This window comes from Vreelandella zhanjiangensis DSM 21076 (genome assembly GCF_000377665.1).
Classification (GTDB): Bacteria; Pseudomonadota; Gammaproteobacteria; order Pseudomonadales; family Halomonadaceae; genus Vreelandella; species Vreelandella zhanjiangensis.
In genome coordinates, this window is sequence record NZ_KB898654.1 from 84,713 (window position 1) to 107,199 (window position 22,487).

General features: G+C 52.1%; 28 protein-coding genes. 7 read left to right on the plus strand and 21 right to left on the minus strand.

Features of this window, described 5'->3' with window-relative positions:
- Window positions 1–156: 156 nt before the first annotated feature.
- From D467_RS0116545 to D467_RS0116565, 6 genes are all read right to left on the minus strand, one after another.
- Window positions 157–888, minus strand: a complete 732-nt coding sequence (locus D467_RS0116545; RefSeq protein ID WP_026285811.1) for a TIR domain-containing protein — start codon at window positions 886–888, stop codon at window positions 157–159.
- Window positions 889–1,239: 351 nt separating this feature from the next.
- Window positions 1,240–1,995, minus strand: coding sequence for a hypothetical protein (locus D467_RS0116550; RefSeq protein ID WP_018918654.1), 756 nt, complete (start codon window positions 1,993–1,995; stop codon window positions 1,240–1,242).
- Between the two features lie 73 nt (window positions 1,996–2,068).
- Window positions 2,069–3,631, minus strand: coding sequence for an SIR2 family protein (locus D467_RS0116555; protein WP_018918655.1), 1,563 nt, complete (start codon window positions 3,629–3,631; stop codon window positions 2,069–2,071).
- Between the two features lie 121 nt (window positions 3,632–3,752).
- Window positions 3,753–4,064 carry a DUF427 domain-containing protein gene (locus tag D467_RS20205; RefSeq protein WP_081621250.1) on the minus strand — a complete coding sequence of 104 codons (312 nt, stop codon included), beginning with the start codon at window positions 4,062–4,064 and terminating at the stop codon, window positions 3,753–3,755.
- 139 nt (window positions 4,065–4,203) lie between these two features.
- Entirely contained in the window at window positions 4,204–4,812 is a 609-nt protein-coding gene (locus D467_RS0116560) for a glutathione S-transferase family protein (protein WP_018918656.1), read from the minus strand.
- A gap of 2 nt (window positions 4,813–4,814) precedes the next feature.
- The gene (locus D467_RS0116565) at window positions 4,815–6,023 is read right to left on the minus strand and encodes a YbfB/YjiJ family MFS transporter (protein ID WP_018918657.1); all 1,209 of its coding nucleotides are present in this window, start codon (window positions 6,021–6,023) and stop codon (window positions 4,815–4,817) included.
- A 166-nt stretch (window positions 6,024–6,189) separates the two neighbouring features.
- On the opposite strand from D467_RS0116565, the gene D467_RS0116570 reads away from it, so the two are divergent.
- A complete protein-coding gene (locus tag D467_RS0116570; RefSeq protein ID WP_018918658.1) occupies window positions 6,190–7,083 on the plus strand; it encodes a LysR family transcriptional regulator in 894 nt (297 codons plus the stop codon).
- Between the two features lie 51 nt (window positions 7,084–7,134).
- Here D467_RS0116570 and D467_RS0116575 read toward each other — a convergent pair whose 3' ends face one another.
- Window positions 7,135–7,470, minus strand: a complete 336-nt coding sequence (locus D467_RS0116575; protein ID WP_026285812.1) for a zinc ribbon domain-containing protein YjdM — start codon at window positions 7,468–7,470, stop codon at window positions 7,135–7,137.
- A 99-nt stretch (window positions 7,471–7,569) separates the two neighbouring features.
- On the opposite strand from D467_RS0116575, the gene D467_RS0116580 reads away from it, so the two are divergent.
- Complete coding sequence (locus tag D467_RS0116580) at window positions 7,570–7,959, plus strand: ester cyclase (RefSeq protein WP_018918660.1); 390 nt, start codon at window positions 7,570–7,572, stop codon at window positions 7,957–7,959.
- Window positions 7,960–8,140: 181 nt separating this feature from the next.
- On the plus strand, window positions 8,141–8,392 hold the full coding sequence (locus D467_RS0116585) for a hypothetical protein (protein ID WP_018918661.1): 252 nt from the start codon (window positions 8,141–8,143) through the stop codon (window positions 8,390–8,392).
- An 81-nt stretch (window positions 8,393–8,473) separates the two neighbouring features.
- On the opposite strand, the gene D467_RS19360 is transcribed toward D467_RS0116585, so the two are convergent.
- The 3 genes from D467_RS19360 to D467_RS0116600 all read right to left on the minus strand — a co-directional run bounded on the left by D467_RS19360 (window position 8,474) and on the right by D467_RS0116600 (window position 11,057).
- Window positions 8,474–8,959 carry a PH domain-containing protein gene (locus D467_RS19360; protein ID WP_018918662.1) on the minus strand — a complete coding sequence of 162 codons (486 nt, stop codon included), beginning with the start codon at window positions 8,957–8,959 and terminating at the stop codon, window positions 8,474–8,476.
- Between the two features lie 82 nt (window positions 8,960–9,041).
- Window positions 9,042–10,391 (minus strand): carboxylesterase family protein, encoded by a 1,350-nt coding sequence (locus D467_RS0116595; protein WP_018918663.1) that lies wholly within the window; start codon window positions 10,389–10,391, stop codon window positions 9,042–9,044.
- Window positions 10,392–10,487: 96 nt separating this feature from the next.
- Window positions 10,488–11,057, minus strand: a complete 570-nt coding sequence (locus D467_RS0116600) for a pyridoxamine 5'-phosphate oxidase family protein (protein WP_018918664.1) — start codon at window positions 11,055–11,057, stop codon at window positions 10,488–10,490.
- A gap of 206 nt (window positions 11,058–11,263) precedes the next feature.
- Between D467_RS0116600 and D467_RS0116605 the strand changes: the two genes are divergently transcribed.
- Window positions 11,264–12,232 (plus strand): zinc-binding metallopeptidase family protein, encoded by a 969-nt coding sequence (locus tag D467_RS0116605; protein WP_018918665.1) that lies wholly within the window; start codon window positions 11,264–11,266, stop codon window positions 12,230–12,232.
- 7 nt (window positions 12,233–12,239) lie between these two features.
- Here the strand turns inward: D467_RS0116605 and D467_RS19365 are convergent, their stop codons facing one another.
- The gene (locus tag D467_RS19365) at window positions 12,240–13,064 is read right to left on the minus strand and encodes a LysR family transcriptional regulator (protein ID WP_018918666.1); all 825 of its coding nucleotides are present in this window, start codon (window positions 13,062–13,064) and stop codon (window positions 12,240–12,242) included.
- A gap of 217 nt (window positions 13,065–13,281) precedes the next feature.
- Here D467_RS19365 and D467_RS0116615 point away from each other — a divergent pair, with 217 nt between their 5' ends.
- Window positions 13,282–14,250: an AEC family transporter gene (locus tag D467_RS0116615; protein WP_018918667.1), complete on the plus strand. Its 969-nt coding sequence runs from the start codon at window positions 13,282–13,284 to the stop codon at window positions 14,248–14,250.
- 39 nt (window positions 14,251–14,289) lie between these two features.
- On the opposite strand, the gene D467_RS0116620 is transcribed toward D467_RS0116615, so the two are convergent.
- From D467_RS0116620 to D467_RS0116635, 4 genes are all read right to left on the minus strand, one after another.
- Window positions 14,290–14,721, minus strand: a complete 432-nt coding sequence (locus D467_RS0116620) for a GNAT family N-acetyltransferase (protein ID WP_018918668.1) — start codon at window positions 14,719–14,721, stop codon at window positions 14,290–14,292.
- Window positions 14,722–14,793: 72 nt separating this feature from the next.
- Window positions 14,794–15,195, minus strand: coding sequence for an NUDIX domain-containing protein (locus tag D467_RS0116625; protein ID WP_018918669.1), 402 nt, complete (start codon window positions 15,193–15,195; stop codon window positions 14,794–14,796).
- 242 nt (window positions 15,196–15,437) lie between these two features.
- Window positions 15,438–15,881: a 2TM domain-containing protein gene (locus tag D467_RS19370; protein WP_018918670.1), complete on the minus strand. Its 444-nt coding sequence runs from the start codon at window positions 15,879–15,881 to the stop codon at window positions 15,438–15,440.
- A gap of 442 nt (window positions 15,882–16,323) precedes the next feature.
- The gene (locus tag D467_RS0116635) at window positions 16,324–16,665 is read right to left on the minus strand and encodes a winged helix-turn-helix transcriptional regulator (protein WP_018918671.1); all 342 of its coding nucleotides are present in this window, start codon (window positions 16,663–16,665) and stop codon (window positions 16,324–16,326) included.
- A 92-nt stretch (window positions 16,666–16,757) separates the two neighbouring features.
- On the opposite strand from D467_RS0116635, the gene D467_RS0116640 reads away from it, so the two are divergent.
- Window positions 16,758–17,084: a nuclear transport factor 2 family protein gene (locus D467_RS0116640; RefSeq protein WP_018918672.1), complete on the plus strand. Its 327-nt coding sequence runs from the start codon at window positions 16,758–16,760 to the stop codon at window positions 17,082–17,084.
- Entirely contained in the window at window positions 17,084–17,857 is a 774-nt protein-coding gene (locus D467_RS0116645; RefSeq protein ID WP_018918673.1) for an SDR family oxidoreductase, read from the plus strand. Before D467_RS0116640 ends, D467_RS0116645 begins: the two co-directional genes overlap by 1 nt.
- 81 nt (window positions 17,858–17,938) lie before the next feature.
- Here the strand turns inward: D467_RS0116645 and D467_RS0116650 are convergent, their stop codons facing one another.
- The 6 genes from D467_RS0116650 to trpA form a co-directional block, all read right to left on the minus strand.
- Window positions 17,939–18,253, minus strand: a complete 315-nt coding sequence (locus tag D467_RS0116650) for a hypothetical protein (protein WP_018918674.1) — start codon at window positions 18,251–18,253, stop codon at window positions 17,939–17,941.
- A gap of 149 nt (window positions 18,254–18,402) precedes the next feature.
- Window positions 18,403–18,870: a nucleotidyltransferase family protein gene (locus D467_RS0116655; RefSeq protein WP_018918675.1), complete on the minus strand. Its 468-nt coding sequence runs from the start codon at window positions 18,868–18,870 to the stop codon at window positions 18,403–18,405.
- A 139-nt stretch (window positions 18,871–19,009) separates the two neighbouring features.
- Window positions 19,010–19,390 (minus strand): VOC family protein, encoded by a 381-nt coding sequence (locus D467_RS0116660; protein WP_018918676.1) that lies wholly within the window; start codon window positions 19,388–19,390, stop codon window positions 19,010–19,012.
- Window positions 19,391–19,597: 207 nt separating this feature from the next.
- A complete protein-coding gene (locus D467_RS0116665) occupies window positions 19,598–20,365 on the minus strand; it encodes a carbon-nitrogen hydrolase family protein (protein ID WP_018918677.1) in 768 nt (255 codons plus the stop codon).
- 36 nt (window positions 20,366–20,401) lie between these two features.
- Complete coding sequence (locus D467_RS0116670) at window positions 20,402–21,022, minus strand: LysE family translocator (RefSeq protein ID WP_018918678.1); 621 nt, start codon at window positions 21,020–21,022, stop codon at window positions 20,402–20,404.
- Window positions 21,023–21,637: 615 nt separating this feature from the next.
- On the minus strand, window positions 21,638–22,477 hold the full coding sequence (gene trpA / locus D467_RS0116675) for a tryptophan synthase subunit alpha (RefSeq protein WP_018918679.1): 840 nt from the start codon (window positions 22,475–22,477) through the stop codon (window positions 21,638–21,640).
- Window positions 22,478–22,487 lie beyond the last annotated feature (10 nt).

Below are 22,487 nucleotides of genomic sequence, written 5' to 3' on the forward strand. Positions count from 1 at the left end.
AGAAGCGGTCGTTAAGATATTTTTATATAACGCCGCATTAAGGTGTGAGCAACGCTGCCACCTAGCCTAAACCATTGCACCGTAAACACAAAACCCAATCCGAAGCCGAAAATTCCAAACGTTGGTAATCACTCATAAATACTTTATTATAAATCATTACCAAGCATACGGTTGCTCATAATGAAACTTAAATACATTGCTTCCTGCGATATCGATCTTAAATGAAGTATTTCGACCAAAAATAGTAGAAAGCAGTCTCTTAGTAGAACCCAATTCAATTTTTAGATGATTGTCTATATCAACATAGTTTATTGCTTTGTTTTCTTCAGCCTCTGTAGTTAACCATGCTTCTAAGAGCGCTATTTTATCGTTCTCATCATAATTGTCATGATCGTTTGCAGGAATCTTTTGAGACTGAGCTTCCTGTTGCTTAAACAAGCCTTGTAATTTCATAGCTTGGCGCATTTCATGGCATGCAGGTCCTAGAGCAGCAGCTATCTCTGATTTATCTCTAGCTCCGGAATATTTTGCAGGTGTTACACCTACTAAATCGGTCGGTATTTGAAGATCCACATTGTCTGGCATTATTATAAAACAACGTCTTTTGCCGAGTTTTCCGATGAACAAACCTAATTCAAAGAGAACATTATCCCTTACAGTATCACTAACGGTACCACGCATTTTGGTTTCATCATCTGGACTAAAAACAAAAATGCCAAAGTCTGAAGAGTTTAAAGCTTCTGTTATTGAATCTAGAGGAGTTAGGGATAAGGAAAACACCCCCTGACTCCAAACCGTAATATCTGCATCATGCTGTAAATTAACTTGCATTGGATAGGCGACATCTAAGCCCTCTACCGAAGATGCAACAAATACTTTAGGTTTCAAATTATTACCTCAAATTGATATGATTTATAACGGCGTTTAGACAGCGCGTTCTATGCTTGAATGAACGTGCTGGCAGTTTTTTTTCAGGCAAATGCAGCCTGCCAGATTCCCCTAAACCTATAAATCTTTGGACTATAAAATCCCATAAGGCCGTATAACCAAAATTCGCGCTCCTGCTGCATTTCCAAGAATGGCCGCTTTAGATCGATAGCGCCTATGCACGAACCTACTATTTCGGCCAAGAGCTGACGTTCAGGCCATTGTGATTAAGCTAGGGCTGAACCGCGTTGCCTTATATGTATCGGCCCCAGCACGGTGTTAGCGGAGCTCCTCCCAGCCTTATCAGAAGCGTTATGGCAGCATGCCGTAATGTCTTCGAACCTTGGATATGTCGGCCAGAAGATCTTGAGTAGTAAAGGTGCTAAGAAGCACCTCACGATAATCCTCCGTAACTTTTTTTAGATCTTTTAGCCGTCCCTCTGGGTCCTCTGTACGAAAGTATTCCCTTACAGCCTCGAAGAACGCATCCCCGTCATGAATATTCACATCCAATACAGTCTTTTCCCGACCGTTCCATCCGTATAAATACTTCTCCAACTCTCGGCGATCTTCTTTGGGTGGGTCTGGGGTGAACCAAAGTGTACGGTAAGCCCCGTCGGCCGAAGCCGGAAAAGCACTCGGTTCGGTTTCTGCTAACGGTAGGCGTCCGCTAGCGAGCAGCCACTCAGCATCGAACAAAATTCCAAACTTTCCTGGCATGAGGCGCCGATAAGCCTCAGCAAATTCGTTGTCGATCATACGAAGCTCGTCTAACAGATCATGTGTCAGTGTTTCCATTACGGCAAGGTTCGATGACTGCCGAGCGAGCAAGGAGGAAACATGCCTTGGATTTAGGTGGAAACGATGGCGCTCACAAACAACCTCATGCGATTCAAGAGCAGCTTGCAACTCCTCCAAAAGGATGCTGTACAGCTCTAATATCTCGTAGGACTGTACTAAGATCAGGTGTAGCCGTGCCGCAGCGCGGCGATTTCCTCGCTTCCTGACCGCTTCAGCAATGGATAAAAAGTCGAGTTTCTCTAATAAAAACTTGAGCAGTTCTAACACAGAAATGTCCTCTATCGTGATCCGCTAACACGAAGGAATCGCGTGCCACCTTTTAATGGCCAACTGTATTGACTCACGGAACGTCCCACCCCCATTTCAACCTGTCATAAAGGGCAGCGAGCTTTCTAAAGCTACTTGCATAGCTTGATATCTCGTAATAAAACTTCTCTTCATTCTCGACTAAAAACTGATGAAGAATTTCTACATTTATTTTTTCTGAGCTAAGAAAAGGAATATAGGCCGCAGCGTTTTCAGGAGTGCAAGCCTCAATAATTTGCCCCATATCCATGTGACGATAGTTTCTAAAGAAAGGTTTTTTATATGAAACAACCCTCAATTTTTTTAAGTCGCGGTAGACAACCTTATCCAAACTGCAACCACTTTCTCTATAATCTTTATCGTTATTAATCCCCGCTTTTCTCAAATACATGAATACAGGCACATTTGGTGTTGACTTGCAGACCTTAGGGGCTACAGTATTAAGAATCTGTTCACAATCGTAAGCCTTGTTCTCATGTAGCAAATCTTCAAATAAATCATTAGTGTTTATGCTGGCATAGCCAATTGGTGAAGGCCCCACCATTTCTTGTTGAGCAACCCCAACACCTACTAAAAATTCAACATCGTCTTTTGTTTCTATCTCATCAATATCAACGACACAAATCTTCTTCTCTGGCTCAGCTGATTGAACCAACTCGTACAACTGCTCTTTACAGTATCTCAGAACCCTAGCAGGAATTTTTCTTTTGGTAGAGTGTATAGCTTTATAAACTGGCAAAAAATCATTTGTTTTAACTAATACCAAAGGTATTTGCATTCCATCAATAGTTAAATAAGTATCTGATATATTAGGTTCCTCTCTATCAGAGAGCCTTTGTACAAATATCAAATTCCTTCTCAACTGCTCGATATTATCCTGCCCAATACAACCAGATATAGCCTTAAGCAAGCTGCTGATATTTTCATCCGAAATAGAATATCCAATAAATACCACGGGATGCTCAACAAATAAAGTTATCAGTTTAGCTGCTAAATACGTATTCTTATTATTGAAAGAGTCATAGTCATAATCTGTTAAAACTAATGAACTGGAGCTAGTTGAACACCCGTGAATTTTATAAATTTCACCTATTTCTTGTGGGTTTGAAAATAGCAATTCCTCCTGGCCTATATATGTTTTATAGTCTGGAAAAAGCTGCTCAATAAACATATCCCAATTCGTTGTAATAACGCCATCTACGTTCAAGTTTGCCAACAACTTAACTTCTTCTGAATGCACTGACTCCTTTGCTTTAGATTGATCTAGAGTTGACAAATAATTACAAACCTCAATCCTTAGGGCGGAGGTCTCATCCTGAATTTTTGATTTGTAGCGCTGGACATTCTGCACATATTCTGGCGCAGACCACCAATATTCATTAAAATCTTTAGCCAGTAAGGCTGCTACTTTTGGATAGTTACCGTTCGCAGAAGATAAGTAGTACTCGAATGGTTTTCCAGCCACACAGAATTTGCTAAGCAACCCCTTCCAGTCCTCCAGCCCCAAATATCTTCTTGAGAAACCAGAGCCCAAGAAGAGAAAAGGCCCAGCTGAACGGCTTCTGAAAATATCCACTAGCTTAGCTTCTATATCCATTCAATCCTCGTCCTCAGCCTCATCATCTAAAAGCGTTCAGCAGATATATAACTGCTATGGATGTATATGTGTCTGCACGCTCGCTGCCTTTTCGCGCACGTCCGCTCTGAACCGAAAGATGTCATCTATAAATTGACTCATAAGATCCTATCCCGCTCGCCATAGACTCAATCAGCTGCTCATAACTCCATGTAACACCCTGAATCTTACCCAGCGAAAAACATACTGTATGCCCTTTAAAAGGGCGATAAGTCATGGTTTCTGAATCGCTGAGTAAGTCGTCGACCGGCACGTCTTTACATGAAAAATAGTGGCGTGGCAGATAGCCGCGTTCGCGGGGGGCAACCGTCCGTAGAGCCAGCCTGCAGAATACTGCTGGCCTGCCCTTGTATGAGCTGCTTGGTAGGGTGAACCGTTGGCAAGCATTCTGCATCGTGTGTTCCCTGCGGCGTTTTTCGCTCTAATATTCCGAGACTAGCAGTTAACTTAGATTAATCCCATCGCAGCGGATTAGCTTTTAGTCGGTAGCGCTGGCGTTGCAGTGGCCTTTTCCCCTCGTCGCTGGATCATCGTTAAGATGTGGTAAACGCAGTCGCTTGAAAGCTCGAACGTGTGATCACACCTTGATGCCACGAAGCAAGCGGTCGATAGGTCTCCTGCCACGCCACCTCCGGTAATCTGAAAGCGAGGTAATCCAACGCGACAGCGGCAGCAATATCACCGAGGCTAAGGGTCGAGGCCGTTGGCGCTTCGCCAAGCTCGCGGTTCAATTGTTCGAGCAGCCGTTGAATGGCCCGCGAGCGCCGTTGGCCCAGCTCGCTCTCGTCAATTGCGTTGCCATAATGCTTTCTGGCAATCACGGTCGTGAACGCGGCATCCATCAGGTTTTGACCCAACCCCGCTAAGTGCAGCACCTCCCCTAAGTGAGACGGTGGCAATACGGGCTTCTCCGGATAAGCGCTATCCAGATAAATAGCGATCAGCATTGATTCGCTGAGCGTGGTGCCTTCCTCAGTGACTAGCGCAGGAATACGCCCGGCGGGGTTGGCCTTTAATAGCGCGGAGTCATCGGCCCAGGGGTCGCACCACTTCAGCGTGACGGCGTCTATTAGCCCTTTTTCGATCAACACGATGCGCACCAGACGCGCATAGGGTGAAGTGGCGTTTAGGTAGAGTTGCATGGTTATCTCCTGTGTTGTGCCGCGAGAGGAAGGTTACGTAATTGCGCGCCACGGCTAAGCAGCACCAGCACAAAGCCTGCCACGAGCATAAAGCCGCTGATGGCAAACAGCGGTGTGTAAGTGCCGAAGGCGCCATAAAGCGCTGACATAGCGTAACCCGCCGCCGCCTGGGCGGCGGCAAAGGCAGCGGTGGCTTGCCCCCAGATTTTCTTGTGCGCCGTTGGTCCTACTAATTCAGCAAGACGCCCCGACGTAAGCGCAACAATACCGGGGATCATCGCCCCTACCATAAAAGAGGAAACGGATTGGCTAATCAGCGCTAGCGAGAACACTGGTAACAAAACAGCGGCGGCCTTCACGACAAACGCCAGCGTTAAGCCGTAATGCCAGCCGACTCGCTTCGCCAATATGCCAACCATTAGCGGCCCGCACACCGCCCCTAAGCCAAAGATGCCCCACTGAAATGAAGCCGCGTGGTTGCCCAAGGCATTTTCCCTAGCAAGATAATCCACCCAGAACACCGTATGCGGTACAAATCCGACCGCATCCAGGGCATATGCACCGATAACTAGCAGCACGGCCAGCTTTACACCCGGCATAGGTCTACCGCTCTTGTTGCTTGGGCTAGCCGTTGCAGGTGACGCCAAAGATTCCAGGCCACGATCACATACAATACCGGCAGCAACACAAAGTAGCCCAAGCGCGCTCCAGGTCATCGCCATATTGAATTCAAGCAGTAGAGGTACTGCCAATGCTGAAAGCAGCGCCCCTATACCGATACCGGTAAATACCATAGCGCCCACCTGGGCACGCCTTTCAGGCGGTGTGGTCGCTAACGCGACTGATGGCCCAACCACCATCAATATGGCGCCAGCCATACCTGAAGCGAGTCGCCAGATGAAAAACCACGCAAAATGGCCGCCCCATGCACAAAGCGTAAAACTAAGCACAATACACGCAAAGCTTGCCCCCATTACCTGGCGAGAGGAAAAGCGCTCGCTCAGGGCGTGGGCGATAAGCGCACCGATAAAGTAGCCCAGCAGATTGGCGGCCCCCAGGTAGGCGCCTTGGCTTGCAGTGAACCACCCCTGCTCAATAATCGCAGGCAATAGCGGCGTGTAAGCAAAGCGTGCGATGCCAATACCCGCCAGCGTCGCCGTGATACCGGTCATTAGCGCGGGTAGATCCTGGGAAGTGCGTTGGCGATTCATGAGGTTGCGTCCTTAGCGTGCCACCTATTGGGCGGTTTGGGCGGCTCGTGTTAATAGACAGCCTAGTCGCTGGCGATTGTTTTATAGAAACGATTAGTTTTGATCGCTACTATCTCCTTTTGAGATAGCGCATATTGAAATAACGCTGGTGTGAGAGGAGGCAACTATGCAGCTTAAATCACTACGCTTATTCATGGCGGTGGCCGAGACAGGCAGTTTCGTGGCAGCGGCAAAACGCTTGCACACGGTGCAGTCCAACGTGACGACTCACATCAAGAAACTGGAGGAGGAGTTAGGCGTACAGCTGTTTCATCGTGCGGGGCGTGTTCGCCCTACAAGCGCTGGTTTGGCGCTGGTGGAGTACGCTGAGCGCATGTTGACTGCCCATGATGAAGCGGTATCGCTGTTCAAGGGCCAGGAGAAGGCGTGTGGGCGGCTACGGATAGGCGCCATGGAGACCACAACAGCATTGCGCCTTCCGCCGATACTAGCGGCGTATCACGCAGCGCAGCCTGACGTTGATATCCAGCTCAAGACCGGGCCAACGGCTGAGTTGGTCGAGCTGTTGCTAAACGGGCAGGTGGACTGTGTCTTCGTGGCTGGGCGATTGGAGCATAGCCGCTACCATGTGCTTAAAGCGTTTAGCGAGGAACTTGTATTAGTGGATTCGATGCCCATGACGACGATGCCCTCTTCACAAGAGCTGCTGGCGTCTGCCTTCATGGCGTTTCGCCAAGGGTGTAGCTACCGCCAGCGTATCGAGCTATTGCTGGCGTCCTATGGCGTCAATGCGGGCCGGATATTCGAGTTCGGCTCGCTGGATGCGATGCTTGGATGTGTCGCTGCCGGGATGGGCTACACGGTGCTACCGCGTGGCACGGTTGACGCTCATCAGCACCGGTTCGGGATTCACACGCTGGCTCTGCCCGCGTCTATTGCCCACATCGATACCTATTTTGTCGCCGCCGAACCGGAAACCTGGACACCGGCCCTGGCAAGCTTTGCCGACACGCTGCGCAACGCGGTGATATTGGATGAGCCTCAGCTTACTGCTTCATAAAGTGGGTAGCTGTCTGATCAGTGAAGTTGATCAACAACTTCCAAGCGTGGTTCAGGCCTTTTTCACAAAGTGGGCGGTCACCATCATGTCGCCAACGCCATCGACCTTGCAGTCCAGTTGATGATCCTTGCTGTCTTTGAGCCGTTTGATAACGGCTTTGGTGCCTACCTTGAGTACCAGCGAGCTGCCTTTGACTTTGAGATCTTTGATCATCGTTACCTTATCGCCTTCCGCTAACAGCGTGCCGTTGGCATCGTTGACCGTCACAGCGTCTTCCGACTCTGTTTCAGAAGGGTTCCATTCGTGGGCGCACTCGGGGCAGATGAACAGACTTTGATCCTGATAGACTAATTCGGATTGGCAATGGGGGCAAGGTGGGCATGACATGAATGATGACTTCTGTGGCTTGGTTTAGGCTGCTTATGATACTGAGCCTGTGTACCCTTGGCGAATGCCTTCACGTCTGCCCAGGAAAGGAGAACCAGGATGAACAAACGTGATCTGGAAGCCACATACCGTGATTACATCACCTGCCTCAATAATCAGGACTGGATGAACCTTGACCAGTTCGTGCATGACGATGTCCACCACAACGGCAGGCGCCTAGGGCTTGATGGCTATCGCGCCATGCTAGAAGCCGATTATGAGCAGATACCGGATCTTTACTTCAACATTGAGCTTTTGGCCGTTGACTCACCCCATATCGCATGCAGGTTGCGATTCGATGTAACCCCCAAAGGTAGCTTCCTCGGCCTTGCGGTGGATGGCAAAAAAGTGACGTTTTGCGAGAACGCGTTCTACCGCTTCCACGATAATAAGATTCAGGAAGTCTGGTCGGTGATCGATAAGACCGCGATAGAAGCTCAGTTGGATTGAGGCTCCAGGTGCCAGCCTTATTCGGTTGCCAGCAGGCGGTCTGTTAGGGCTAGGTTTTCCAGGAACGCATCGTCATGGGATACCCCGCGCTTGGTTAAATTTATCCGCAAGCCCGGCAGGTTTCGCCATGCTCTGCCATAGTGAAAGATTACCCAGCCGCCGTACTTAAGGGGAAGAGAACATGACCCGTACAACACGCGTAGAGCCCGTCAGCGAAGATAAAGAGGATACCTTTCTTGTTTTAGCGTGGCGTGTCATAGACGTGACCGACCCCGACGCCCCGCTGGAAATCTCCCGGCACGACCTTGAACCCGAGGCGATCGAAGCGGCGCGGCTCTACGAGTCCGAACCCTCAAACGAACCAGGGTCCGACCCAGACGATACTCAGGATTACGATGCCTCGCAGGCGGACGTGGGCAAGCGTGTCGAATAGCTTTTTTAATTCGTGCTGGCATTAAAAAGGGCATAGCGCTTGTTAAAGCACTATGCCCTTCTCACATTAATGTACGCTGTTTTAACCCATTACATTGATGCTTGGCGCCTCACCACCTACTTGATGATAATGTTCGGCATTGACCAGCTCGACAAACTGCTTGCCGTTTTTCACATGGCGAATATGAATCTCACTACCCTTGGTGTAACGGTGGCCGATGTTGATCGTATAGGATTTGAAGGCCCAACTGATAAAGCCAGTAAAGAAAAGCGCGCTATCCAGGTCACGCCATTTCACTCCCCGCACGCCCTTTTGCCAGGGGAAAACACCTTGCTCGAGCCACACACCTGCGTCATTCACAAATAGCGTCATGCTGCGCACATACACGATGTTGTAGATGATGCTCACAATCGCGGCAACTAAAGCGACCCAACTGAGCCAGGGCTGATTTACCATTCCGGAGACGACAAGCCCGGCTACCCCGACCACAATGCCTATTAAAAATGGCTTGAAGTAAGCCAACCACGAAAGCTTGTAGACATTGGAAGTATCGTTATTCTCTTGCATGCGTTTCCCTATTTGCATTAGCTGTATCTGTATTACTTTACATCAATGCTAAGGGCTAAGTCCCGTTTGGAAAGTGGCTATATTAGGTAGCTGCCCACCATTCCGCTATCTGTGGCTCAAGTTGCCCAGAGGCCGGCAAATGCCCGTTACGTGCAAAGTCGGCCCATAGGGCGCGTAGGCGCTTACCGTGCTCAAGCAAGGTGGCTTCATCCACGTCTTTAACGATATCGGCATACTGCCAACTGGCGGGGTCACCCAGCAGCAGCGGAAGCTCCAACGTGTGCGCGGCGCCAAATGGGTAGCGGCCTTTACCCCAGTCCAACCGGTAAATGTAGGCATTGCCACCCGCCTTTGCGTGTCGGCGGGCAAATTTGAGCGCATCGCGCTTGTACACCTTGCGCGTGGTGGCGGCCACCATCGCTTTGGTGATTGTTTCACCCACTAACGGAAGCTGGCGTAGCCGCATCAGGCCCGGCGACATCACCAGAAACATGGCGGTCTCCTCGAAGGTATGGCCAATGAAAACATCGAACTTCGGCGCGACGCGGCGCCAGGCAGCGTCAGCCTGGGATTCAGCAGGCAGCGGATAGTGGCCGTACTGATTGCCAAACGGCATGGACGATTTCAGCCCAAAACCCCGAGCGGCTTTCGCCACGTGAGGCTGCGCGCGCAATACCTCATCCAAGGGGGCGTCATCTTTTACGGTGGCGGCTTTCTGGCTCATCTTGGCGTTCATTTTCGCCCGACCGCGACTAATACCCAGCGGTGCGCTTTGAATAATAACGCGCTGAAAAAGCCCTTCAGTGCCTTCAGCAATCATCAAATGGGCCGCCGCGTCCCCGCCAGACGAATGTCCAAACAGAGTGACATTGCTGGGGTCCCCGCCCATGGCCGCAATGTTGGTGTTGATCCAGCGCAGGGCGGAAATAATATCCAGCAGCCCCAAGTTGGCAGGCCGGTTGGCGTAGCCGCCTAGAAAGCCCAGCAGGCCGAGCCGGTAATTTACAGCGACCACAATCACGTCTTGCTCAAGCGCCAGCGGGCGCACATCAAATACCGAAAGATCCGCCGCACCGAACACGTAAGAGCCACCATGAATCCACACCATTACTGGCCGCGGCGCCGCAGCCGGGCGCTCCGGCACAGTGACCGAAAGGTGCAGCTCTCCTTCAACGGCGTGGAACTCCTTGGCGGTGACGCCGAGCGCTTCGTTCAGCTCAGGAATGATGTTTTGCGGCAAGGCTGGCGACCATTCGGTGGCATGAATAGGTGCGGTGGCGGGCGGTTCATCCACCGGCGGGCAGAAGCGTTGAGTGCGGGCGTAGCGAATGCCCGTGGCGCGAATCACGCCGCGATCACGCCAGCCGATGATGTCGCCTGCGGGGGTGGTGAAACGCGGGGCGTCTTGTGCAATAGGCTCGGCGAGGGGCATGTGGTTCCTTGAGGTTTGAAAGTTATCGCTACTGAGTAGCCTCTATCATCGCGGGCTGAAGTCGGCTCCTACCAAAAGTGGGAGTCAGCGCGCCCGCTATGGCACCAGCCACTGCCCTGCCCAATTATTCGCCCGCTTGAATATCGCGCGACGGTGATGCTGGCCCAGGTGCAGCGCTTCTATTGCTTGAATGTCCAGCCAAAGCACTGCGAAAGCGTTTTCGGCCGGGGTCTTGGTGTAGTCCAGCGAGTTCGCAATCGGCTCGCCCGGCGCGGGGCCGCGGCTGTAGGCGGTGCGGGCGTGTTCAGGTATTCGCTGCCAGCGCTCGCTGACCTCGTCGCCGTTCAGGATGGTGACATTGGCCTCAACCCGTAGCTGTAGTTTTTGCTCAGCGTCCCATATATGCAGGGCGGCCGCGGGGTTAACGCGTAGGGAAGCTATCTTGTCGGAGTGAATATCCGTGTAGGTGGCAAGCGTGGCGGCCTGCTGGTCGGCTTCGCGCAGCACTACCGTGCGGGCTTGGGGCATACCGCTTTTATTGACCGTGGCCAGGGTAGGATGACGCGCCGCAGCATCGCGGTCGCTGATGCCCCGGGTCAGGCACTTCCAAAGGTGGTCATAGAGTAGCGGCAGCTCTTCTGCCCAGGGGTGTTTGCTTGTCGCCATAGGATACCTTTGCAGGAAAATTTAGCGCGTTTCTCATTCGTCTGCGGTTATTTATAGCATGTGCTGGAATCGTCGCGGGCTGAAGCCTTCTCCTACAGCGTATTTGGGTCATGCATGCCGGGCGTTACCTTCATATGTAGTCGGCATTGGACGCATTAGGGTATTACTGCCTAGACTCAAGGCTCCTTCCAAAGAGTACCCGGCCCATGCGCGTTTTTTCCAACCCGGTCGGTGCCGGTTCGTTGTGGTTTGATAACTTGGTAACCGCCGATGGCGTCCCGGTGGCTTACGACCCCCAGGCGCGGGCGTTTATTCCCATGCCGCCCTTCTGCGCCAACCGTGACGTGATTGGCTGCAATTGGATTGCGCCTAACGAGGGTGAGTTCTGTCGCGCCTGTGCGATGACCGCTCTGGCGCCGGACCCGGAGATTCCCAACGCCATTCCCAACTGGGCGCTGACCGAGGCCGCCAAGCGCTGGGTGATCGATAACTTGGGCCGCTGGCACTGGTTTCGGCCGGAAGATCCCGGCGCGCCACCCACTTTTCATATGCTGGCCGAAGGCGCCACGCCGGTGCCCATGGGCCATGTGGGTGGCGTGGTCACGATTAGCGTGGCCGAGGCGGACCCGGTACTAAGTACCACGCGCCGCGAAGCGCTGGAGGAGCCTTACCGCACCATGATTGGCCATATGCGCCATGAAATCGCCCATATGCTGTGGTGGCGATTAAGCTTGCGGGAAGATTTTCTGGATGCCTTTCGCGAGGCGTTTGGCGATGAGCGAGCCGATTACACCGAGGCGCTTAAGCATCACTACCATGAAGGCCCGCCGGAGGACTGGCGCGCACATTATGTCTCGACTTACGCCTCGGCCCATCCGCATGAAGACTGGGCGGAAACCGTTTCGCATCTGCTGCACCTGACCGATATCACTGACAGCTTTGTGGCATCGGGCATGGATTTGCCCGAGCTGCCCCGCGATCAAAAGTGGGATGCCTACGCCGAGCCGGAGGCCGAGCACCTGATTCATATCGCCACGGCAGTGGTGGCCGGGGTAAACAACGTCAACCGCTCCATGGGGCTTTCGGATGTGTACCCGTTCGTGCTGACAGAAGTGACGCTACAAAAACTGGACTTCGTACACGGCTGGCTGCGCCGGGGGGCGCTGGGGCTTTAAGCGCGAGTTATTCGATCAGCGAACGGCTCAGGTAGCGGGCAAACTGCTCGTACAGCTCGCTTGATTGCGAAGCGCTGAGCACTAACTGAATGGAGGGCAAATTCGGGACGCCGTTCGCCTCAGAAAGTACGCACAGCTCCTCCGATAACGCGCTTTTGGGTAAGATGCCCACTCCCAACCCGCTGATAACCGCCTTTTTAATGTTATCGAACGACCCGCTGACATAAGCGAAGTAGTGCGAGCGCCCGACACCGTTCAGCGCCGTGACGGCGCTGTTGCGGATAACGCACCCTTCCAGAAACGTGACCAGTGGAATATCGCGCAGGTCATCGAAATGCAGCGCTCCGGAGCTTACCCAGTAAAGCGGCTCGACCTGAATGACCTGCTCGGCATTCGACACCACCGGCTGGCCCGCGAGGCCCTTGAGAATCACCACGTCCAATAGCTGCTGCTCAGCCATTCGCGAAAGCACCGTGGATGAGGCCGCCGTGACTTCCACGCGTAGCCCCGGGTTGTCCTCAAGGCAGAGCGAAATCACACGGTGAAGGTTACCGACCGCAAAGTCATCCGGCACCCCTAGCGCTACTTTTCCCTCAAGGCTTGAGGCCTTCAGCGAGTTGATCGCCCTGCTGGTACGTTGAAGAATATCGCGGGCGGCCGGTAACAGCCGCCGGCCCTCTTCGGTCAGCCCGATCACATGCCCTTGGCGCCTTTCAATGAGGCGACAGCCAATATCTTCTTCAAGACGTTTAAGGCCAACGCTTAGCGTCGACTGGGTACGCGCCAGCACGTCACTCGCGCGACCAAACCCGCCGTACTGCGCCACAGTCACGAAAGCGCGCAGCTATTCAAGCGTAATACCCCGCCCTTTCAAGGAAAAAGCGTCTTGGTGTTCAGACTGCATAGATGCCCCGCGCATGTGCACCGCTATCGATAAAAACGATTATAACCTTGGCACAATTCATTTAACAAAACAGCGGCCAGCTTTGATGATTACCGCCATCGAGTGCGTTTCCCACGCCGACACTTCTTCAACATGAGAAAGCGCTATGTTCCTGGTCGTCATCCCGATTTTCATGGTCATTCTTCTTGGCTACCTGTTTGGCAAAGTAAAACCCGATAGCGGCAGTTCCGATAAGCTGATCAACGACTACGTGCTGTATGTCGCGCTGCCAGCCCTACTGTTTTTAGCCATTGCCAGGGCCGATATCAACGAACTCAAGCAGTGGGGCTTTATCGCCTCGTCACTGATAGGCATCGTCTGCGTGTACCTGCTGGCCGGGTTGATTTCCCGATACAAGGGCATTGCGCTGCCTCAGTCATCCATTCTTAGCATGGGCGCCTGTTATGGCACGACCGGCTATATGGGCGTGCCCATTCTTATTTCCGTGTTCGGGCAGGAGGCGGCGCTACCGGCGGCCATTGCTACCATACTGCACAACATACCCGCCATCATGGCCGTCATCGTCAGCTGGGATCTGTTTGCTAGCAACCGTGCAGACAATACCCCAGCCGCTACCAGCCTTTGGAAAGCCTTCAAGACGACCTTTACCAACCCCCTTACCGTTTCCGTACTGGCGGGGCTTTTCTTCGTGTTGTTCGGTATTCGTCTGCCGACATTTCTGGAAGCGTTTGCCGGTTTTTTGGGCAGCGCCGCAGGCCCGACCGCGCTATTTGCACTGGGGCTTGGCTTGTCCCGGCTCAACGTCAAAGAGCAGATAACCGGCGATGCGTTAGGCATCGTCGCGCCCATGCTGTTGCTCAAGATTGTCGTGCAGCCTGCCATCACGCAGCTAGCGGGCGTGTATCTTTTCGGCATGGGGGAAGAGGATGCGCTGTGGCTGGCGGCTGCCGTTGTTATGGCGGCACAGCCTATCGGCGCGGGGGTTTACGTATTCGCCAAGAAGTATGAATACCGCCAGGAGACTATTTCGCTGGCGATCATTGCATCCTTGCTGGTGTCGTTAATGACGCTTCCGGTCATTTTGAGTTTGCTTAACGGCCAGGGTGGCTATTGACGGTATTCAGCCGAGCACCATCACGTATAAAGCGGGGCCTCAAGCGTTGGGGCCGCCGCTCAAGATAAACGAGTGAAGTTCGATATCGGTGCGAAACTCCCAGCCCAGGCGCTTCCAGAAGCGCTTGCCAGCATCGTTATCCACCAGCAACATCAGGTGCGATTTCTGAATGCCTTCATGCTTTAGCGCGTTCATGCAGCGGCGGACCAGCTCGGTGCCAATACCCTGCTTTCGGCAAACCGCCGCGACCGCTAGATGCTGCACAAAACCGCGATGGCCGTCATGTCCCGCCATTATCGTGCCCACTAAATTGCCATCCTGCTCGGCTACAAAGCTCAGCCCTGGGTTGCGTTGCAGATACTTATCGATGCCCTCGCGAGAATCCGCATCGCGCAGCCGCACGCCTTCGGTACTCAGCCATAGCGCCACGGCGGCGTCGTAATCTTCAATTGTCATGGGGCGGTAGTGCATGTTTATCTCTCAGTACGGCGTAAAGGTATTCAGTTGCAATTCAGCGGTAAAGTTATCGACTCAACGTAACGATTAAAGTGCAGCAGGCAGCGCAGCATGGGTAGCACACCATGCATGAATCGACTGCACATACCCGGCAGGCAGGTTGTGGGGCAAGTTATCAACCGAAAATGTATCAATTCGGGAATGTTCGTGGCTTACCGTGGGGTTGAAGTCACCCACAAGACGGCAGCCATAGGTGACGATGAATACATGCTTTTGGGAAATGACCTCAAACAAGTAGCTGTCGATAATTGATTGACCAGCGACCTTCACCGCTAGTTCTTCCTCGAACTCCCGCTTCAGGCACTCTAACGAGCCTTCACCTATCTCGATACGCCCGCCGGGCAGTTCCCACTCATCCCGGTCGTTAAGCGCCAGTACGACCTTGTTGGCAGGCAGAAGTAATACCCCTTTTATAGATACCGGATACATGGTTTCCCTTATCAGTGCGTGGCCGAAAGTTAGACGTCGATAGTCGCTGCATTAAACTGCTCTTCCGCTAGCCTTATACATGATAGCGGTAAGCTGAAAGGCGGGCGCTTACAGCAGGACATTGCTAGCAGCACTGACAGTTTTCGTAGACACAACGGCGAATGTAAACCCTCAGGGCGATATAGCTTGAGCCAATTTACCTTTAGTGATGGTGCAGCTAGAGCTTTCTACCTAGTCTTTTTTCAATCTGTTTTTTTCTCCCAATCGGGACCAAAAAAGTTCAGAACCTCAAAGGCACTCAGGCCATGGCTAATGATCCCTATGCCCCATCCCATGGCTGGCCACCACGCCCACATATAGCCCGTGCCTGTCATGAAATTAATCGCAAATAACAACGTCGTCACCAATACATAGGAAATAAGATGCGCATAGAAGTCTTTAATCGCTCGTACTTTTTCTATAACGGCTTTTTCATTGTCGGTCACGTTTATTTCGTCATTCATGTCAGGCTCTCTTTCAAGGTCTGCAACGTTAATTTCAAACACAGCAGCCAATGATTTAAGAGACTCAAGACCGGGCTTTTGTCCACCCTCTATCCGCTGGATGGTTCTAACACTTAAGCCGCTGAGCTGGGATAATTGGTCCTGGGACCAGCCCCGCTGTAATCTGAGTTTTCTAATGATCATTGTTGAATCCTTTCTGCTGTTCAGAAACTCACCCTAAGACTAAACACGTACTTAAGGTAACGTCACAAACACGACATCTGCCTGACACTTGAGCATTTTCAAACACTTGCATCTTTTTTTATCTTCAACATTAATACTCTCGCTTGAGGCTCCCAGCACTAATTATTAGTAGCCGCAATACTGAACCACTGATCCAAGGCAAGACCCAACCAAAGCGCTTGCAGGCCATTAAGCCTGACACTTACCTCATCAGAAAATAAGGTATGGCTTTCTACGTTCTAATCCAGGTCGGCCTACATTACACGATAAACACCAGTGACTTCACTTGTGGTGCATCGTCGCTAATAGTGCACAACGGAACACACGGTCGTCATCTTTAACCGTCACGTTGCGTTAGCTCATTAGGCTTTCAATAAGTAGCAACATCACCCAGACCGTTCTGTTAGGCAGGGTTGGCAAAGTCATCCTTCTGCTCTGCCCACTTCAGCAAGGCATCAAGCGCTGGGCAGAGGGTTTGCCCCCATTCGGTGAGGCGATACTCCACTTTCGGCGGCACCTGTGGATAGACTTTGCGGGCCACAATTCCATCCGCTTCCAGCTGGCGTAGCTGTTGGGCCAGCATTTTCTGGGAGATACCTGGGATGAGCTTTTCAAAATCTGAGTAGCGCTGGACGTTGCCATCAAAGAGGTGAAAGAGAATGACGAGTTTCCAGCGCCCTTCAAGCATTTTTAATATATTTTCTACATCGCTCGCGGCGCTAGTGGGCGTATAAATCTTTCTCATTGGGGAGTCACTTACCTTTTTGTGCGTTCTTGTTAACAAGTAAGCCTAAGCAGAAGATGGGGACTCATCAACGCTTGAAAGAGATGCCCATCATGAGTCTGTCGCTGCCTGAATCCATCGCCACCTATTTCGAAATCAGCAACGGAGGTGATGATACTCACCTTACCGATTGCTTTACGCAAGATGCCCGTGTGTTTGATGAGAAAGAAACACACCAAGGCCACACGGCTATTCAATCCTGGTTACGCGCCGCTCGTCGTAAGTTTGAGTATCGGGTTACGCCAATCAGTATTGATCAACAAGGCAATACCGTTATGGTAGCCACGACCGTGACCGGCAACTTCCCTGGCAGCCCGGTTCAGCTTGATCAAACCTTTCAGCTAGCCGGTGAGCAAATCCAGTCATTGGAGATCCACTAATGAATTTGAACCTGGATGGACGCCGCGTATTGATAACCGGCGGGAGCAAAGGTGTGGGCGCAGCCGTGGTGGCGCTTTTTCGCGAGGCAGGAGCTAAGGTGCTGACAACCGCACGCGCTCGCCCCGCCGCACTGTCTGAGGAGCTGTTTATTACTGCTGACCTCACAACTGCCGAGGGTTGCGCCACGGTGGCCGATGCGGTCAACGCGCGGTTGGGCGGCGTGGATATTATTGTGCATGTAGTAGGCGGCTCATCAGCGCCGGGCGGCGGGTTCGCAGCATTGGGGGAAACGGAGTGGCAGCGGGAGCTTGATCTCAATCTGTTTCCAGCCGTGCGGCTGGACCGTGCCTTGTTACCCGGCATGCTGGCCCAGGGCGAAGGGGTAATCATTCACGTGACGTCTATCCAGCGTGAGCTTCCCCTGCCTGAATCAACGACGGCTTACGCGGCTGCCAAGGCGGCGCTATCCACCTACAGCAAGAGCCTGTCGAAAGAGGTGTCGCCCAAAGGGGTACGCGTGGTGCGAGTGGCACCGGGCTGGATTGAGACAGAAGCATCCGTTGCCCTGGCTGAACGGCTTGCCCAGCAGGCAGGTACCGATTACGAAGGCGGCAAGCAGATCATCATGGAATCGCTGGGCGGCATCCCGATTGGCCGCCCCTCAAAACCTGCCGAGGTGGCCAATCTGATTGCGTTTCTAGCGTCACCATTGGCCGCCACCATCACGGGAACGGAGTACGTGATTGATGGCGGCACCATTCCCGTGGCGTGAAATTAGCCGTGAAAAGGAAGGAATGCCGTTCAGCTCGCTCTTAGCGCCCTACTCTTTTGTATGCGTGTTGGTTTTTTGCTTTTAGAAGCCGATGCCCAAACGCAGCGCTTGCAGGCCATCGAGCCTGACGCTTACCTCATCCGAAAACACGGGGTGGCCTTCCACGGTTAAATCCAGGTCAGCCTGCGTTCCGCGATAGGTAACGCTTACCGTGAGGTTCGCGGAGGTGCTAATAGGCGCCAGCACGCCGTACTCAACGTTATCGACGCTGACCGCAGAAAGGCCGCGGTTATCCAGCTGTTGCTGAACCTCCTGTTTAACGGCATGGCCGTAATAGAAGTACACCCCGGTATAGCCCAGCGCGACCAGCACAATCAGTGAAATAAGCTTTCCCATTACGTCCTCTAGATTACAAAACCTTTGGGTTACCACATTAGTGGGTGGTTTAGAGCGCTGATAATGCCTGCGGTAATAAGAGCACACAAGCCTGACATTGGGCTTCTTATTAGCCTGGGCGTGCTTAGTCGGTTGGTACGCAGCTTGGGCTATGCTTGTTCTCGCATGGCTTGAATATCCTCGATATCCACGGGCCGTGAAAGTATCGATTTATACTCAATCAAATCTTCTCTCAACATAAGAGGAAGCTCTAGCCCGAGCAATTTGATGGTATGGATGCGGGAAAAATCGATAGGTAGCAAAACCCATGCATGATTGGCAGCGTTATAAATTTGCGCGTATTCAGCGTTACCTACTTCTACTTTTACGCCTTCATACTTGAATTGAACGTAGGTGAGATCCCAGCCCTCTTCACAGTAGTGCGTCGCGGCTTTAGATATATACGCCTGCCCCGCCTGAACCACTGATGAGAAGTGCTCGCCGGGCACAAACAGGTCGATATCGTTCAGCTCTCGCTTAGCGCCATAGCCTTGTGCCGCAAGCCCTCCGCAGATAACAAACGGGATATTTCGCTCTCTCAATAACGTCACTATCCATTGCGCTGCTAGCTGATGCACGATCCTGCTTCCTTATAGTCGTTATTGATCTCTTTGCTAACCCCCGCAAACGTCAAACGCAGACTGGGCTTGCACTTACTTGGTCGTTGCTTGGGAGCACCGCCGATCGTTAGGGCTCTATCGGAGGTCACCAGGATATTCAGATAATGTCTGGCAGTTTAATATCTTCACCGAACATGATCCGGTGCCCTTCCGGAGTCGCCACACCAAACTCACGTAACCCCCAAGGCTTATCGGATATTGGCTGGAAAATATCGACACCGCGCTGCTGATAATCACGGTAAAGTTCATCAATGCCTACACAGTTTACGTATGCGAAGTACGCATGCTCATGTATATCGCGAGCAGGAATCTCACCAGGACAATGGCCCAGCATAATGTGGAATTGACCAAAGCTCAGAAACGACCAACCATCGGTGCGAAATCGAACGGAAAAGCCCAGTTTATCGAGAAAGTAGCTCTCAGCCTTTTTCAGATCATTGACTGCTAAAACATGCTGCGTGGCCGTTACTTCAAACATGTGTGACTTCCTTTCAAAACTATAAATGGCTTAAGCGTTATTAAGAAAAACATGTTATGGCCGAATGGCGCCTACCAAAGCAAATACCCCACAGAGTGACATACAGCATTTTAAGTGAGGCATGCCTTACTTTTATTATGTCTTCCCATGGATAACACGTTTAAGCAGCTAATCGTTAGAATTTCATATACCAAGCGGTTAACGCTTTTACATTGGCAGTGTTTGGATTTCCTTTACCTTACCGCTTAGTTCACGCTGACTAACGTGACACAGCACGATGCTAGATTCTGTGCCCTCAGCGGCAATTGCTAACTCCCCTAACGCATTCCAGCCACCGCTTTTACCGCAGGTTTGCCAGCCGCCCGTTAGAGAAATATGGTTGGAAAGCAGTACGGGAAATTGATGGCGTTTGGCGATACCCGCAAGCAATTCAGCATCTGCTTCATAGCCTGTTTCTGAAATCAGCGCGCTGGCGATATATACGTCCGCCTGCTGGGCGGCTGCCGCTTCTGCGTGGGCGGGGTTGGCGAAGTCTGCGCAAATAGCCAGGGCAATTCGTGTGCCGTTTACTGTTAATAGGTAGCTGTCGTTGCCTGATGAGCAGTAAACGTTTTCACCTTCGTGCAGATATTGTTTTGCGTAAAATTCACACTGGCCACTTGGGGAACAAATCACGGCACCTATCTGCGGTTTATTGCCTTCGCCTACTAACGGGCAGCCAGCGATTATTACAATGTTATTGGCAGTGGCGGCGGCAGAAAGCGTGCTGAATATATCCGCGATTTTCGACATCGCGAGTGGCTCTAGCAGTTCAAGCTCGTAACCGGTTAGTGAAAGCTCTGGAAATATCACCACATCCGCCCCCATCGCGGCGGCGCGCTTAATGTATTTAAGATGGGTTGCTAAATTCTCTGCGACAGCAGCTTTTACAATGGGCAGCTGGGACAGGCCGATCGTGATATCACTTGTCTGCATTTAAGCTTTATTCCAGATGGATTACTCAAAGAACCTCTACTCTTTTTTAGCGAGCAATAACCCTATGCCTGCACTGGCTAACAAGCCCGCGCATAGGCGGTTGAATAATTGACGCCGCTTGGGTTGTGAAAACCAGTTGCCCAGAAAACTGCCTGCGTAGGCGTAACCGGCAATTGCCACCCATTCCAGTAACAGAAATAGTGCTCCTAACACCATAAACTGCTGTACGACATTACCATCAGGCTCAACAAACTGGGGTAGAAAAGCAGTAAAAATCAGGATGGCCTTGGGATTGCCCGCCGCAAGCCAGAACTCTTGCCAGGCCAAGCCAAATAGGCTTTTTTGTGAAGCTTCATCAGCGCTCTGCGCTTCCGTTCTTGCGCTCCATAACTGATACGCCAGCCAGAGCAGGTAGAGACCGCCAAGGGTTTTGATTACCAAAAATATCGTCTCGGAGGTATACAGAACGGTTGCCAACCCCGTTGCGGCTAACGTAATCATCCCCACAAAAGCGATCAACCTACCAATACCCGCCAAGCAAGCCGTTTTAATGTCATAACGCTTAGCATTGGTAAGCGAGAGCAAATTGTTGGGGCCTGGTGCCATATTCAAGGCAAAGCAAGCGGGTATAAACAGCAGAAGCGTAGTGAGAGTCATCATTGATCCCTTTAGTATTCTCAAATCATTTTTAAGAAGTAAAGTGCTAAAGCGACTTGATCATAGCGTCTCACAAATATTACTTAGCGAATATACCCCCATCCTCATCAAACATCCCGACCACCCAGTCAATGAATACCCTCACACGAGGAGATAACTGGCGGTTTGGGATACAGAATGGAAACGGGTGAGCCTGTAGGCGGATTGGCAGGCAGAACTTCGATCAGTCGGACGGCTCGCAGGTCATCTTCTGCATGGTAGCGCGGCACCTGAAGGTACCGCTATTTCCTGCTCCATAAACATAATGCGCGTGACGGGGCGTATGCGCGCAGGACACACGGGTGGGCATACCCCTAAGGCTAACTAAGTGCTCATGAAGGTACGCATAGCCTACAGGTTTCATCTCAAAGCGCCTCAAACCAAAATATTTTGTTCACTTCAGCAAGCAAATATTCAGTAGGCAACCTAAACAAGATTTTTTATTAACCTGGCACAGCCCATTTTGCTAATTTTACTTATCCAACCGTTCATCAGAAAGATAGCACGTCGGCACATTATAAGGGCAGGCCCAACGGCCTGCCCTTTATGCATGCGTTTACTGCGTTACTACATCAGTTAGCTAACTTGCGGCTCGTGCACCTCGCGGCACTCTTTAACGCTTTCAGCCAGTGCACGTGCAAGGTTATGCACGCCGTTGACAGCTTCGTCGGGGGTTGTTGCGTTCTCGATGCAGTCGACCAGCGCGGAGCCAACGACGACCGCATCGCTGAACCGGCCAATGATGGCGGCCTGTTCGGGCGTGCGAATACCAAAGCCAACAGCGATGGGAAGCTGGGTATGTTCGCGTAGCTGGCTCACCGAGCGCTCGAGTTTTTCGGGCGTGGGGGCGCTGCCGCCGGTAACGCCTGCCACCGAGACGTAGTAGACAAACCCGGAGGCGTTACCCAGCACCTTGGGCAGGCGCTTGGTGTCCGTGGTGGGCGTGGCCAGACGGATAAAATCGATACCGTGCTGGGCGGCGGGCTGGCAAAGCTCGTCGTCATGCTCGGGGGGCAGGTCGACCACAATCAGGCCATCTACGCCGGCGCTGACGGCATCGGTCAAGAAGCGCTCGACACCATAGCGGTAAATGGGGTTGTAGTAACCCATCAGCACGATGGGGGTGGTGGTATCTTTTTCGCGAAAGGTACGCACCATCTCAATCGTTTTGGCCTGGGTCTGGCCTTCTTTGAGGGCGCGCAGTGCGGCTTTTTGAATCGCGGGGCCATCAGCCATGGGGTCGCTGAACGGCATGCCCAGCTCAATCACATCCACACCGGCAGCAGGCAGACCATCCAGAATGCGTTGTGACGTGGCCATATCCGGGTCGCCCGCCGTGACGTAGCTCACCAGCGCCGGACGGTTTTCGGTTTTGAGCGCAGCAAAGCGTGCTGCAAGACGCGCATTGGGGTTCATAACGTTCTCC